General features: G+C 44.7%; 13 protein-coding genes. All 13 read right to left on the bottom strand.

Annotation, left to right across the window (positions count from 1 at the left end; all coding sequences use genetic code 11):
- Complete coding sequence (yfmF, locus tag QMA13_RS13265) at positions 1-1,284, bottom strand: EF-P 5-aminopentanol modification-associated protein YfmF (protein WP_282941916.1); 1,284 nt, start codon at positions 1,282-1,284, stop codon at positions 1-3.
- An 88-nt stretch (positions 1,285-1,372) separates the two neighbouring features.
- Positions 1,373-2,191, bottom strand: coding sequence for a spore cortex-lytic enzyme (gene sleB, locus QMA13_RS13260; RefSeq protein WP_282941914.1), 819 nt, complete (start codon positions 2,189-2,191; stop codon positions 1,373-1,375).
- A gap of 152 nt (positions 2,192-2,343) precedes the next feature.
- Positions 2,344-4,890 carry an FtsK/SpoIIIE family DNA translocase gene (locus tag QMA13_RS13255; RefSeq protein WP_282941912.1) on the bottom strand — a complete coding sequence of 849 codons (2,547 nt, stop codon included), beginning with the start codon at positions 4,888-4,890 and terminating at the stop codon, positions 2,344-2,346.
- Positions 4,891-4,969: 79 nt separating this feature from the next.
- Entirely contained in the window at positions 4,970-5,191 is a 222-nt protein-coding gene (locus QMA13_RS13250; RefSeq protein ID WP_282941910.1) for a YlzJ-like family protein, read from the bottom strand.
- Complete coding sequence (locus QMA13_RS13245; RefSeq protein ID WP_282941908.1) at positions 5,188-5,925, bottom strand: ClpP family protease; 738 nt, start codon at positions 5,923-5,925, stop codon at positions 5,188-5,190. The genes QMA13_RS13250 and QMA13_RS13245 overlap by 4 nt, the downstream gene beginning before the upstream one ends.
- Before the next feature lie 214 nt (positions 5,926-6,139).
- Entirely contained in the window at positions 6,140-7,816 is a 1,677-nt protein-coding gene (locus QMA13_RS13240; protein ID WP_282941906.1) for a ribonuclease J, read from the bottom strand.
- A 188-nt stretch (positions 7,817-8,004) separates the two neighbouring features.
- On the bottom strand, positions 8,005-8,880 hold the full coding sequence (gene dapA, locus QMA13_RS13235; RefSeq protein WP_282941904.1) for a 4-hydroxy-tetrahydrodipicolinate synthase: 876 nt from the start codon (positions 8,878-8,880) through the stop codon (positions 8,005-8,007).
- A gap of 22 nt (positions 8,881-8,902) precedes the next feature.
- Positions 8,903-10,120: an aspartate kinase gene (gene dapG / locus QMA13_RS13230; RefSeq protein ID WP_282941902.1), complete on the bottom strand. Its 1,218-nt coding sequence runs from the start codon at positions 10,118-10,120 to the stop codon at positions 8,903-8,905.
- A gap of 263 nt (positions 10,121-10,383) precedes the next feature.
- Positions 10,384-11,424 (bottom strand): aspartate-semialdehyde dehydrogenase, encoded by a 1,041-nt coding sequence (locus QMA13_RS13225; protein ID WP_282941901.1) that lies wholly within the window; start codon positions 11,422-11,424, stop codon positions 10,384-10,386.
- A 33-nt stretch (positions 11,425-11,457) separates the two neighbouring features.
- Positions 11,458-12,051, bottom strand: a complete 594-nt coding sequence (locus QMA13_RS13220) for a dipicolinate synthase subunit B (RefSeq protein WP_282941900.1) — start codon at positions 12,049-12,051, stop codon at positions 11,458-11,460.
- A complete protein-coding gene (gene dpsA, locus QMA13_RS13215) occupies positions 12,048-12,947 on the bottom strand; it encodes a dipicolinate synthase subunit DpsA (protein WP_282941898.1) in 900 nt (299 codons plus the stop codon). The genes QMA13_RS13220 and dpsA overlap by 4 nt, the downstream gene beginning before the upstream one ends.
- 216 nt (positions 12,948-13,163) lie before the next feature.
- Positions 13,164-13,610: a dUTP diphosphatase gene (gene dut / locus QMA13_RS13210; protein WP_282941896.1), complete on the bottom strand. Its 447-nt coding sequence runs from the start codon at positions 13,608-13,610 to the stop codon at positions 13,164-13,166.
- On the bottom strand, positions 13,603-14,853 hold the full coding sequence (locus QMA13_RS13205) for a M16 family metallopeptidase (protein ID WP_282941894.1): 1,251 nt from the start codon (positions 14,851-14,853) through the stop codon (positions 13,603-13,605). The genes dut and QMA13_RS13205 overlap by 8 nt, the downstream gene beginning before the upstream one ends.
- Positions 14,854-14,884: the final 31 nt, after the last annotated feature.

Raw genomic sequence — 14,884 nt, 5'->3', positions numbered from 1 at the left:
TTATTCTCCTCCCTTCCGGTCGCGCAAGAAGTAAATCGTATCGAGCTTGACCTGCTCGGCAACCTCTTGGATGTCTTTTTTGTCTACGTTGAGAACGTCTTGAATAAGTGTTGGAACGGTACGCTCCACGCCAGATAATATATTGTTAAAATCGAAGGAGATGAGCTCGAAGGCAGAATCCTGCATTTCACGCAAATGTCCTGTTATCATAGCTCGTGTCTGCTGAAGCTCGGTCTCACTGATCTCGCCTTTAGTCATCGCTTCCAGCTGCTGACGAATGATAGTAACGGCTTTCTCATAATTTTGAATCTCAATGCCGGATTGAATCGTAAGAATACCCTTGTGGCCATCCAATCGGGAAGACGCGTAGTAAGCCAAACTAGCCTTTTCCCTCACGTTCGTAAACAGCTTGGAGTGTGGGTAGCCCCCGAGTATTCCGTTGTACATCAGCATTGTAGGGTATGTAGGCTCCGCGTAGGTGGAATACGCCCTTAGACCCATATTGAGCTTGCCTTGATTAACATCCAGCCTCTCGACTACTTCCTTTACCTGCTCAACTTGACGATGACCCGGTTTATTCGAATATTTGCCTGCCTGCGATCTATCTACGGTGAAGCTTTGCTCTATCAGCGGCATAACTTCTTGCAAATTAGTTTTACCAACGACATAAATATCGATTACCGCGGTTTGGAGCCATTTCTGATAATAAGAGTACAGCGTGTCGGAGTTCAGCTTCTGCAGCTCGTCGATGCTTCCTAACGGATGCAATCTGTATGGCTCTTGGCTACACATTTCAGCAATACAACGTTCAGCCGCATATTTAATCTTATCATTAACGATAGATTCAATCCTTTTTTGCAGCGTTACCTTCTCTGATTCGACATACTTGTCTGTAAATCGACCGTTTTCGAGCGCGGGCTTCGTTATGGCTTCACCTAGAAATTCGATTCCTTTTTGCAAAAGCGATTCCCGACTATTCACATAATGATCCTGGATTAAATCCATGCGAAACTGCACCATTTGATAATCGCCGCGCTTGTAAATATCAAAACCGAAGCCGGCGCCGTAGAGATCGTCCAGACGTTCTCTAAATTGCTTGGTTTCCGGATATTTCTGCGTGCCGCGGCGCAGCACGAAAGGGGTAAAAGCCGTAGGAGTAACCGACTGTTCCTCCAAGGGAGTTCCGATGTACACCGATAAAGCATAAGTCTTGAATTGTTCTGTAGGCAGCACATGTACACGAATGTTTCTTATGGTGCCGCGCTCAAATTGAATGTTTTTCAACGGGACATTGCTCCTTTCATTGGCTTTATTCCATTATATTCCTTCATAAACAGAAGAAGCAACCACAAGGGTTACTTCTCGCATAACATCACTTGCAAAAAATATGCTTTCCGATCTGCTTGACCTGAGGACGTGTCCAAATCCATTTGGAGGTTGCAGTTTCCGGGTTAAAGTAATATATGCATCCACCGCTCGGATCATTTCCGTTTAAAGCGTCTCTTACGGCATTTTTAGCATTTTCGTTAGGTGTCAACCATATTTGACCGTCAGCTACAGCGGTGAAAGCCCCAGGTTGAAAAATAACGCCGGAAACGGTATTCGGAAAGCTTGCTGATTTAACACGATTCAGAATAACAGCCGCTACAGCTATTTGTCCTATGTAAGGCTCCCCCCTTGATTCGCCATACACTGCGTTGGCCATCAGGTTTAAATCCTGCTCCGATAAGCCAAGATGATTCGAAGCCGGCAAATTTGCTGTTTGCCCACCGCCTCCGCTAGTGCCTTGTCCTGCTCCTGCTCCTGCTCCTGCTCCTGCTCCAGCTCCTGTATTGCCTGTTTGACCAGATTGAGGTAACTCTTCTGCCGTCGGACGATAGTGCTTGGTTGCTTCCCACAGCTTTAATTTGGATTTGGGGCCTGCAATCCCATCGACTTTCAAGCCGAATTCCGATTGGAACCATTTCAGTGAACGCAGGGTATTATACCCGAAGTCGCCATCTACGGAACCGTTATAGAACCCTAGCAGCTTAAGTCTGCCTTGAAGCTCATAAACATCTTTACCAGAGGCTCCATAGTGAACATCCGTTTTACTGAATGTTTGTTGAACTTCCAGACGGTGTTTGACTTGATAGCCTGCAAATAAAACAAAAACCAAACAGAACGTAATAAAAACAAGACGTTTGTTCATCAGCTGTACTCACCTTTCCCACATTCATATTGGTAACCTTTTTAAGGTTATTATGAGAAAGGAAGTCAGCTTCTATTCAGCTAAATCTGGAAAGTAATGGGCGTGCAATATGAAGAAAGAGCACACCTGAACGGTATGCTCTTCTTTCTCGTTTACGATGATAGCCTTCCTTGATACTGTTCAAGAGATACAAGCACTTCCCTTGGTTTACTGCCCTCATATGGTCCAACGATGCCTTTTGCCTCCATAGAATCAATTAACCTGGCGGCGCGGGTATATCCGACACGCATGCGTCGCTGCAATAAAGATACAGAGGCTTGCTTTGCTTCCAATATAATTTGAACGGCTTGATCGTAAAGCTCATCTTCCATTTGATCTGGTACTTCGGCTTGCTCTTCGATCTGTGGAACCATGTCTTCGACATAGTTGGCCTGTCCCTGTGTTCTTACAAAATTGACAACAGACTCTACTTCATTATCCGATAAAAACGCACCTTGTACCCGAACAGGCTTAGATGCACCCATAGGGAGATAGAGCATATCGCCCCGGCCAAGCAGCTTTTCCGCTCCCGCCATGTCCAGAATCGTTCTGGAGTCGACCTGTGAAGATACTCCAAATGCGATCCGGGATGGAATGTTGGCCTTGATAACGCCGGTAATAACGTCAACAGACGGTCTTTGGGTCGCAATGATCAAGTGAATCCCTGCAGCCCTTGCCATTTGTGCCAGTCGGCATATGGCATCTTCTACATCATTGGCAGCAACCATCATAAGATCCGCCAACTCATCGACTATGACCACGATATAAGGAAGCGGTGCTCCCGTTTGGGTTTCCACCAGCATATTGTTGTAGCCTTCAATGTTCCTAGTGCCGCTCTTTGAGAACAGCTCATAGCGCTTTTCCATCTCCACTACAACTTTCTTTAGTGCCAATGATGCGCGGCGCGGATCCGTAACGACAGGTGCAAGCAAATGAGGTATACCATTATATACGTTTAACTCTACCATTTTCGGGTCAATCATCAAAAATTTCACTTCATCCGGCTTCGCCTTATACAAAATGCTCGTGATGATCCCATTAATACAAACGGATTTCCCTGACCCGGTTGCTCCTGCTACAAGCATGTGAGGCATGCGCGCCAAATTGCCGACGATCGGTTGGCCGGAAATGTCACGCCCGAAAGTAATAGATAGCTTGGAACTGGACTCCTGAAAAGCTGTAGTCTCCATAACCTCACGCATAGTCACGATGGAAACCTCTGTATTGGGAACCTCTATCCCGATAGCGGATTTACCAGGAATTGGCGCTTCCATCCTTATGTCCTTAGCCGCTAAGGCCAATGCTATGTCATCGGTTAAGCCGACGATTCGGCTTACCTTCACTCCGACGTCCGGCTGAATTTCATACCGGGTTACAGAAGGGCCCCTAACAACCTCCAGAACTTTAGCCCTTACACCGAAGCTTTCAAGTGTTGCTTCCAGCTTCCGGGCTACCGCTTTGTAATCCAGTGAATCCGCCCCTTTGGCAAGGTTAGGCTTGGACAACAATTGAAATGAGGGTAGCTCATAAGGTGCTGCCAAAGGCTTGTTATTAATATCGAAATCTCCAGATGTCTCACCATCATTTTCTTCTGTTGTAGCAGCGGCTCCTGTCGATTTCGTCTTGGCAGGAATAGGTGCAGCTTCCGTTTGTTCTTCCTCAGGCTGAATTGCCTCCTGTTTAACATGTTCCTGAAAATCACGAATGACTGGAATAAAGGGTTCCTGTTCGACTTCATCCGAATCATCCGCAGAAGGATAAACCGTTTGTTCTTTCCGCGGGTTTACCTGGTCAGCATTAGCCTCTCTATCTGCAGCCTCCATCTCCTGAACGGAAGCTTGTTGCTCCGACGGATCAGGCTTTGCTTTAGGCTGTATAAGATCGAAGAATAAGGAGCGCTTCTTCCCGCTTTTCTTCTCCTTGCGCTCTGGCCTTAAAGTCTCCTCATCAAATTCATTATCTTCTGGAATATAAGGAATTGTGGAAGGCTTCTTTTTCACGGCTACAGGTACCGGCTTATGTTTACGTGCTGACATTTTCTGCAGTATGTACTGTCCGAGCAGCGTATCGGCGAAACTTTTGCGTCCTTTTACTTTCTGAATGATATCGCCAATGGATAATCTCGTGACAAGCAGGAGCCCAATAAGTATTAGCATGTACTGTATAAGCTTTGCTCCTAGATTAGCAAACAAAAAATATAGCAGACTGTACAGCGACGCTCCGATAATCCCTCCGCCAACTTCACGCTCAAGTGCGGCTCGTCCTTTTTCTGAAGCCTCCATAGCTGTCATCAAGCTTGACCAGGATTGTGACATAATCATCCCACCGCTGATCTTCCCTTTTGGGTACATCTGATCAAACAGCGTGATGTGACTCATCAGGATGAATGCCAGAACAATAAGCAAAATCCCTGCCTTGCGAGTCGTTCTCCACTCAGGCCATGTTCTTTTTACCAACACATAAAGCCCCAGGTAGATGAAAACAAGAGGAATAATAAACTCCATTGATCCGATCAAAAATCGGAACAAGTATTTAAACGCTCTGGAAACAGGTCCTTCTTGGGATATAGCAATGACAGACAGCGTCAATATGACAATGCCGTATAGCTCATATTTCAAATTTGTTTTGACAGCCTTGCTTCGTTTCTTTGGCCTTGCCAACGCGGCTCACCCCCAAGTACAAATTATACCATACTTTGGATAGAACCTTAATATGATGGCAAAACATCAGACCTAAGAACTAGAAAACAGGTTGAAATTCAATAATTCGACCTGGTGTGTACTGCGGATTTAAATAATCCTGCGGGTTTCCGCTAATTAACCGGACAATCGTTGCTTGATTCGAATTCAACGGCTGCACCTGCATCGTAACTCCATTCACAACAATCTCCACCTGATTGGCTTCCATTTCCTCGATGCCTTCCATCACTACCTCCAAAGGCATTACGGTATAATGAATCATTGCACCATTCCCCCGCTCAGAGAGTTACGTTTCTCCTCTATCCGAAGGTTTAATTCACGGATGGCATCGCCAATTCCGCCTATGGCGTTTATTAAACCATATTTAACGGCATCAGGCCCGATAACGGTAGTCCCAATATCTCTCGTTAGCTCTCCGGTTTTAAACATCAATTCCTTCAGCTTCTCTTCAGTTACTCTAGAGTGCCTCGTAATAAATCGATTAACCCGTTCCTGCATTTTATCCAAATATTCAAAGGTTTGAGGTACACCAATAACCAATCCATTCAAACGAATGGGGTGAATCGTCATAGTCGCTGTTTCGGCAATGATGGAATAATTCGAGGAGACCGCTATTGGGACACCTATGGAGTGACCTCCACCTAAAACCAACGTTACAGTAGGCTTGGAGAGGGTTGCAATCATTTCGGCAATAGCCAGTCCTGCTTCAACGTCACCGCCAACCGTATTCAAAATAATCAGAACACCTTCAATTTTAGAGTTTTGCTCTGCTGCTACTAACTGTGGGATCAAGTGTTCGTATTTTGTCGTTTTGTTTTGCGGTGGGAGTACCAGGTGTCCCTCAACTTGTCCTATGATCGTCATGCAAAAAATATTGGATTCTGCTGCAGGTGTAACGGTTTGACCTAGTTGCTGGATGTTTTCGACCGTCGGATTTCTTTTGGCTTCGTCCGGATTTGGCTGTTGGGGCTGAGTATCTTGAGTGAAATTGTTCATATAAGGAAAATCCTCCCTATTCTATGGTTACATCATCTCCCATAGTATGGATCGAAAGGTGAAAAATATGCAGGTATGCATATATCGCACATCCCTTAATTCCAACAAAAAAAAAGACCACATAGACAAATTCTCTACGTGATCTCTTTATAGTGATCGAATGCAAACACCTGTATTAAATGAAGGTTTCAAGCTATTGACTGGTGGTTTTTGATCATACTTCCATAATAATTGGAAGGATCATAGGTCTTCTTCTGGTTTGTTCGTACAAAAATCGTCCAAGAGCATCTTTTACATGGGTTTTCAATGAAGCCCATTCATTTACATTTTCATTCATTAAACGATTCAGTGTGCTTGTCACGATCCGGTTTGCTTCATCCAGCAAGCCTTCCGATTCTCTAACATACACGAAACCTCGGGATATAATATCAGGCCCGGATAAAATGGCACCGTCTTGTTTGCTAAGCGTCACAACTACGACTAGAATACCATCTTGCGAGAGCAGCTTCCGGTCGCGAAGAACAATATTCCCTACATCACCGACTCCAAGACCATCAATTAGAATATTACCCGCTGTAACTTTGGAACCTTTACGGGCAACGCCGTCTTGAATCTCAACCGTTTCACCATTGTCCACGATAAAAATGTCTTCTTTGGCGATACCTACAGACTCGGCAAGGGTGCCGTGTTGACGCAGCATACGGTATTCACCGTGGATCGGAATAAAGTATTTAGGCTTCATGATATTTAACATAAGCTTTAATTCTTCTTGGCTTCCGTGTCCGGAAACGTGAACTCCCGTAACTGAACCAGGACCATAAATAACGTGAGCGCCAATACGCATTAATTCATCGACGGTTCTGCCCACATAACGTTCATTTCCTGGAATCGGTGTTGCCGCAATGATAACGGTATCTCCCGGTAAAATATCCACTTTACGATGTGTGGATCTTGCCATCCGCGTAAGCGCAGACATAGGCTCACCCTGACTACCTGTTGAAAGGATAACAACACGATCCGCGGCAAGCTTGTTTACTTCCTCCGGCTCGATCATCATGCCATCAGGGATACGTAAATATCCGAGCTCGTGAGCAATTCCTACGACATTGACCATACTGCGGCCAATGACGGTCATCTTTCTCCGAGTAGCTTCACAAGCATCAATGACTTGTTGAATCCGATGAATATTCGAAGCAAAAGTGGCAATGATAACACGCTGCTTTGCTTTACGGAATATTTCCTCGATTTGAATGCCTACACTTCTTTCTGAACCTGTATAGCCAGGGCGCTCTGCATTCGTGCTGTCCGAGAGAAGCGCCAATACGCCTCTTTTCCCGATAGCCGCCATACTATGCAAATCCGCATATTGTTCATTAACAGGAGTTTGATCGAATTTGAAGTCTCCCGTATGAACAACATTACCTTCCGGAGTTTCAAGGCATACACCTACGGAATCAGGAATACTATGATTTGTTTTGAAGAAGGTAGCTGTAATGGTTCCAAGCTTTAATTCGCTTTCAGAATTAATGAGAATTCGTTTTGTTTCGCCTAACAAATTCGCTTCCTTAAGCTTCGTTTCAATTAATCCGAGCGTTAGCTTGGTACCGTATACAGGAACATTCAAATGCTTGAGAACATAAGGCAATCCACCAATGTGGTCCTCGTGTCCGTGCGTTATGATAATTCCTCTGACCTTGTCCCGGTTTTCCGATAAGTACGTGATATCAGGAATGACGATATCAATACCGAGCATGTCCTCCTCAGGGAACTTCAAACCACAATCGACAACCACAATATCATTGGCATACTGAATAACATACATATTTTTTCCGATTTCGCCCACGCCGCCCAGAGCAAAGATCGAAAGCTTATCAATATTTTTCTTTGACAAAGAAATACCTCCTAATTCAAATTGACGACGAATTTTTGTATGAACTAAAAACCAAAAACCGCACCAGTCACTTGCCACCATTATACATGAAGAAAAACTGCAATTACAAGTTCACCCTTTTTTTCACCCTATTGTTACCTAAAAAAATAAAACCGATGCCAAAAAACGCACCGATTTTCTTAGACATCTCACTCAAATAACGAAGTAATGAATCGTCCTTCTTCTTCGGTTACATTTATTAACGGTAAACGAACTCCTCCGACTTCAATCCCCTTATGGTTCAAAGCAAACTTCACAGGGGCTGGGTTTGGAACACGGTGAGGACATTCGAACAGTCCTTTGAATATAGGGTGAAGTCTGGAATGGATTTGTACTGCTTCACGAACATCTCCTTGCAAATAACAGTTTATCATATTCTTCATATCTTTTCCAATCACATGACTTGCAACACTGATGATTCCATAGGCTCCAATAGAAAGAGCAGGCAGTGTCATGTTATCTTCCCCACTGTACACGAGAAAACCTGGAGCAGCGCCATGAGCAATTTGTGTAAGCTGATCAAGATCGGCGCAATCTTTTGTAGCTACGATATTCGGAATGTGCGATAAACGAATCGTCGTGTCAACATTAACGTTAACTCCGGTTCGACCTTGCACATTATATATTATGCAAGGCAGTGAAACTGCCTCGGCAATCGCTTTGTAATGCTGGAAAATGCCTTCTTGTGAAGGACGATTGTAGTAAGGAGCTACCAACAACAAGGCATCTACGCCTAACTTCTCAGCTTCCTTGGACAAATGGATGGAATGAGCCGTATCGTTGCTTCCTGTACCGGCAATAATTTTGCAGCGTCCGTTAGCATGTTTTACAGCAAATTGAAACAATTTCAGCTTCTCTTCTTCAGTCAATGTTGGCGACTCCCCGGTAGTACCGTTAATCACCAAGCTGTCGCTTGCTTGTTCTTCAATCAGATAGTCCATCAGTTTTCCAACTTGACCCCAATCAATTTCTAGGTTGGCATCAAATGGCGTAACCATTGCCGTAATGAGTCTTCCGAAATCCACGACTAACTCCTCCTACTGTCTTTTATCGATGTAATTCAAACTTCCTGTGTAATGCGCGAACGGCTCTCACCATATCAATACCTTGTACGAGTACCCATATGGTCGTGTTGGAGTCCGCCGACTGCAAAATGCTTATATCTTCTTCCGTCAACGCTTCGACAATTTGTGCCATTATCCCTGGCACTCCATTCATGCCTCCGCCGATAATCGAAACCTTGGCACAATTGGAAGTACATTGCGGTTTATATCCAAGTTCATTTAAAATATGGACGGCCCTATCCAATTCATGATCATAAACCGTATAGACGACGCCAGACGGATTTACGTTTATGAAATCTACACTGATATGGTGTTGCGCCATCGCTTTGAAAACCTGCAGCTGTAAATCATAGACGCCTTCACCTGCAGCCACTTGTATTTGTGAAGTATTCGAAAAGCTCGCGATCCCCGTAACGAAGCGGTCTTGAATCGCATTCCTGTCTTGAGTAATGGCATCAGGATGCGTTACTAGGGTTCCTTGGTCCTTACTGAAGGTAGATCGTACCCGGATAGGAATACTGGCGTTCATAGCCACTTCTACCGCACGCGGATGTATCACCTTGGCTCCATGATGAGCCATATTGCATATTTCTGAATAGGACACGATGGAAAGACGTCTGGCATCCTCGACGATTCGTGGATCTGCCGTTAATATTCCGTCCACATCCGTAAATATATCGACAACTTCCGCTTTTAATGCGGCGCCTAATGCAGTTGCAGTCGTATCGCTGCCGCCTCTGCCTAAAGTCGTGTAATCATGCGTTTTGGTCTGACCCTGGAAACCAGTCACTATAACGACTTGGCCGGCTTCTAACAGTTCCAAAATTCTCCCTGGTTGAATGGAAATGATTTGGGCATTGCCAAAATCATTATTGGTTGTAATACCTGCTTGTGCTCCGGTTAAAGCACTTGCAGGAATACCTTTTGCGCAAAGCAAGCTGCACAAAGTTGCTGCCGAGATGATTTCTCCACAGCAAAGCAGCATGTCTTTCTCACGCGGTGGCAAATGGTTGCCGTTCTGATTTATAAAATCAATCAAAGTATCTGTTGCATAGGGCTCGCCTTTTCTCCCCATTGCCGATACGACGACTACTAGCTTGTATGCTTGTGCTAAGGCATCTTCGATATGTTCTAGGACTTGTGCTCTTGCTTCGACATTGGAAAGGGACGTGCCTCCGAATTTCTGAACCAGAATTTTCATGAGGTCCCTCCTAAGGGCTTTCGAAAGAAAGCTGTCTTCGTAAGCATTTATACCGCTCTCATAAGGAAGCTGCCTTCTTCCCTGATAGCAGAAAAGGATGTGAATAACGTCTATCGACGAATTTTTAAGAGATGTATGAAGACGTTCATAAGTAGAGTTTTATCGCCAATAGCTAACGTTCATCACAACGCTAACGCTTTAACGAAGTTAATCATACCTATGATGAAATAGAAGCTAGGCTTCCGTTAGGAAGCCTGCCTCGATTAATTCTGCTCGATAGCTATATATTCTGCAATTTGCACGGCATTCCAAGCTGCACCTTTTAAAAGGTTGTCAGAAACGATCCACATATTCAAAGCACGTGGATTGCTCAAATCGCGGCGTACACGACCAACGAATGTGTCGAGCTTGCCAGCAGCATCCGTTGCAAGCGGATACTGTTGCTCGGCAGGGTTATCCTGAAGTACAATACCCGGAGCTTCAGAAATTAATTGTTTAACTTCCTCAATGTCAAAATGTTCTTTCAATTCGACATAAACCGACTCCGAATGCCCGTAAACGACAGGGATGCGCACACAAGTAGCCGTAACTTCTAGTGTATCGTCACCCATAATTTTTTTCGTTTCGTTGATCATTTTCATTTCTTCGTAAGTAAATCCATTTTCTGTAAATTTGTCGATCTGCGGAATCGCATTAAATGCGATTTGGTGTTTAACCGGCAATGCACCTACTGGCAATATTTGCGGATCAACTGGATTTCCAGCCAAAGCCTCTTTGGACTGACGCAGCATTTCATCAATAGCACGCGCTCCGGCACCAGATACTGCCTGATAGGTAGAAACAATAATACGAGTAATACCATAGCGGTCATATAATGGTTTCAAAGCAGCAACCATTTGAATCGTTGAGCAGTTAGGATTTGCAATGACCCCTTTGTGCTCATTGATTTTATCGATATTTACTTCTGGGACAACAAGCGGAGTATCAGGATCCATACGGTATGCGCTAGTATTGTCGATACAAACCGTTCCATGTTCAATGGCTTGCGGAATCAATTCAAGGCTGACACTGCCGCCAGCACTAAACAAGGCGATATCCACGCCTTTAAAGCTATCCGCTGTGGCCTCTTGAACAGTGATTTCTTGACCCTTAAATATTAGCTTTGTTCCAGCAGAACGAGCCGAAGACAATAACTTTAGTTCATGAATAGGGAAGTTGCGTTCTTCCAACAAACGAAGGATCTGCTCTCCTACTGCTCCTGTTGCTCCAACCACCGCAACGTTGAATAATTTTTGACTCGACATCTTGTTCGTCTCTCCCTATGCAAATAATCAATATCAGTAATTGAACCGTTCGATTACCATCGGTTGAAGCTGTTTTCCTTCTAATGCCTCTTCACAGGTTTCCATAATCAGATCCATACGTGCAACAAGAGAATTAGGTTTAGCTACCGGAGCATCTTGACCGAACGGGACAAAATATATGTTTTTGGTTATTAGCAGCTTGCTGATGTTCATAGCATTAAGACCTAGACCGTCATTAGTCGATATAGCCAAAACAACAGGCCGTTGATTGCGCATCTGCGCTTTCGCGGCCATTAAGACAGGACTCTCTGTCATTGCATTAGCGAGTTTGCTCGTCGTATTCCCTGTGCAAGGCGCAATGACAAGTACATCCAGCAATTTGGACGGCCCCAGTGGTTCCGCATCTACAATTGACGCAATGATATCATTCCCTGTTATCTCTTTCAATTGATTCTGCCAATTCTCAGAAGTACCAAAACGTGTATCTGTTGTAAGTATCGTAAACGAAACGATCGGAACCACTTTGGCTCCGGCGTCTACAAATCGTTGGATTTGCGGCATTACTTCAGCAAACGTACAATGCGATCCAGTTAAGGCAAAACCCACAGTCTTTCCCTGCCAATTCATTCCACATTCCTCCTCTGTCCTGCATCCTCAAGAATAATTCGGCTCAAGGTGTCGGCTATGATGCGACCGGCTGTTTTCGGCGCAACAATTCCAGGGAGTCCTGGCGCAAGCAAAGCCTTGATCCCCCGCTTCTCAGCAAAACGAAAATCCGTTCCGCCAGGCTTTGAGGCCAAGTCAATGATCACTGCACGATGTGGAATATTGGCAATAATCTGTGCTGTGATTATCATAGACGGAATTGTATTAAAAAGCAAGTCAATATTCGCCACCTGAGCATTCAAATCCTGCGTGTAAAAAGGGATGAAGCCCATTTCCCAAGCCCTTGCGTAGTATTCCGGTTTGTTAACTCCTACCCTTACTTTTGCCCCTAAACCTTGTAAAGTTCTTGCAACCGTGATACCGGTTCTGCCAAATCCGAGTACCATGGAATTAGAGCCGTGGATAGTAAAATCCGTGTTTTGAATGGCCATCATGATGGCCCCCTCAGCCGTTGGAATGGAGTTGTAGATAGCTACATCATCCCTATCGAACAGTTCGACCAGTCGGATGGAGAACTGCGAGCACAGCTTTCGCAAATAAGGCTTTGCCATTCCCGTAAATACTCTGGCATGCTTAGGCAAAGCTTTGAAATGTTCTTCTGTAAGACGTAATTCTGACGTAGAAAAAATACTTTCTACATTCCCGTGATCATCGGTACCTACAGCGGGTAGTATGATTGCATCCAATGACTCCAGAGCTTCAGGGCTAAGCTCCGTCTTGGTGATGCCGCTAAATTGATTTTGCAGATTATCAAAGCCGATCAACATAATGGAAGCATCAAGCTCAGAACATTTATGAATAACTTCAAGCTGGCGTGCATCGCCACCGATGAGAGCCACTTGAATTCCTGTAAGCATTCAATCTCACCTCTTTCTAAGTCGCTTTCGATAACTCATCTTATGCGGCCGCCTATAGATGGGTTACAGACATGAGGTTTATGCCTAGGAATAAAATAACCCCACAAAGTGGAGCCTTTAGCTTCGAAGCTACTCAGGTACTTTGTGGGGTGCCCCCGAAACTTATAAATTCTATATGTATAAAAAAACACCTCCCTTAACAGGAAGGTGTTCGCATTATTTGGTTCCAGTATGCCCAAAGCCTCCGGCGCCCCGCACGGTCTCAGACAGTTCGTCTACCTCCGACAATTGGACAGCAGGCACGACTTGAAAAACCATTTGGGCAATCCTTTCGTTTCTCTCTATCGTAAAAGGCTCTCTGCCGTGATTAATAAGAAGTACTTTCACTTCTCCGCGATAATCGGCATCAATGGTACCTGGTGAATTCAATGTAGTAATGCCATTCTTGTATGCAAGCCCGCTTCTCGGGCGAATTTGTGCTTCCAGTTCATCCGGCATCGCAAGCGCAAATCCAGTTGGTATTAGCATCCGGTCTCCCGGCTGTAATGTCACCGGTTCATTTACAGCCGCATGCAGATCGAATCCGCTTGCCAAGGACGACATCTTCTGCGGAAGCTGAATATCCTCGCTGCCTGGCAGACGCTTGATTTGAACATTAAACAAGTTGATCCCTCCTGAAGCCATCGATGACATCGTTTTTTTGTCCGACCATCGCAAGCGCGAACGGTACCGACATCATATGACGAGCCATATCTTGAATATCCGTAAGCTGTACATTTTCGATTCGTTCAATAATTTCATCCATCGTATTATGCTTACCGAGCATCAGCTCGTTTTTCCCTAATCGGTTCATCCTGCTGCTCGTGCTCTCGAGGCTCAGGATTAAGCTGCCTTTCATTTGCTCTTTCCCTTTTTTCAACTCAGCAGCCGTCAGACCCTTTTCTTTGATCTCGCTTAATATTTCCATTGTTACTTTCAGAACATCCGCTGTCTGCTTCGGTGCCGTACCCGTATAGACCGTAAACATACCGCCATCTTGATATGAAGTATGGTAAGAATAAACGGAGTACGCCATGCCTCTTTTTTCACGAATTTCCTGGAACAGCCTGGAGCTCATGCCCCCACCGATCGCATTATTCAATAATACCATGGCGTATAAACGGTCATCTTTGGCAGACAAGCCTGGTAAAGAGAGGCAAATATGGTTTTGCTCGGACTTTTTCTCATGATACATAAGGTTTCCTGCGAATGATGGGGTGACTAGCGTCTGCTCCACTCCACTGTTGTGGAATGCCCCGAAATGCTTTTCTATCAAAGTCATCAAGCTATCATCCACATTGCCAGCGATAGCAATAACTGTACGATCAATGGAGTATTGTTCCTTCATATATTGGCGGAGGGTATCCGAATTCATCGCACTTAGGTTGTCTTCCGTACCTATGATGGTGTGACCCAAGGAATGATCATCGAAAGTCGCTTTTGCAATCAAATCATGAACCATGTCATCCGGAGTATCCTCGTACATGGAAATCTCTTCGAAGATAACATTTTTCTCTTTTTCAAGCTCTGTCGGATCAAAGGAAGAACGGAAAAACATATCGGCAAGAACCTCTACCGCGATAGGTAAATGCTCATCGAGCACTTTGGCATAATAGCATGTATATTCTTTGGAAGTGAACGCGTTCACGTTCCCGCCAATGCCATCAAATATTTCAGCAATATCTTTGGCGGAATATTGGTCTGTCCCCTTGAACAGCATATGTTCGATAAAATGGGAGATTCCGTTGTTCTGCGCATCTTCATTACGCGAACCCGTCTTCACCCAAATCCCAAAAGATACGGAGCGGCACGTAGGAATCGGTTCCACGATGACCCGCAGCCCATTGTTCAATACGTATTTATTCAATGAAAGGAGCCTCCTCGGAAATTCTCTGAAT

The sequence above is a fragment of the Paenibacillus sp. RC67 genome, assembly GCF_030020805.1.
GTDB lineage: Bacteria > Bacillota > Bacilli > Paenibacillales > NBRC-103111 > Paenibacillus_S.
The sequence above is the reverse complement of the archived record's forward strand: the minus strand, read 5'-3'. Positions and strand labels throughout refer to the sequence as shown.

Excerpts from the sequence above, each read along its gene's own strand:
- dpsA (WP_282941898.1), bottom strand. The coding sequence starts at position 12,947 with ATGCTTACAGGAATTCAAGTGGCTCTCATCGGTGGCGATGCACGCCAG.
- QMA13_RS13245 (WP_282941908.1), bottom strand. The coding sequence starts at position 5,925 with ATGAACAATTTCACTCAAGATACTCAGCCCCAACAGCCAAATCCGGAC.
- dapG (WP_282941902.1), bottom strand. The coding sequence starts at position 10,120 with ATGAAAATTCTGGTTCAGAAATTCGGAGGCACGTCCCTTTCCAATGTC.
- QMA13_RS13225 (WP_282941901.1), bottom strand. The coding sequence starts at position 11,424 with ATGTCGAGTCAAAAATTATTCAACGTTGCGGTGGTTGGAGCAACAGGA.
- QMA13_RS13220 (WP_282941900.1), bottom strand. The coding sequence starts at position 12,051 with ATGAATTGGCAGGGAAAGACTGTGGGTTTTGCCTTAACTGGATCGCAT.
- QMA13_RS13250 (WP_282941910.1), bottom strand. The coding sequence starts at position 5,191 with ATGATTCATTATACCGTAATGCCTTTGGAGGTAGTGATGGAAGGCATC.
- sleB (WP_282941914.1), bottom strand. The coding sequence starts at position 2,191 with ATGAACAAACGTCTTGTTTTTATTACGTTCTGTTTGGTTTTTGTTTTA.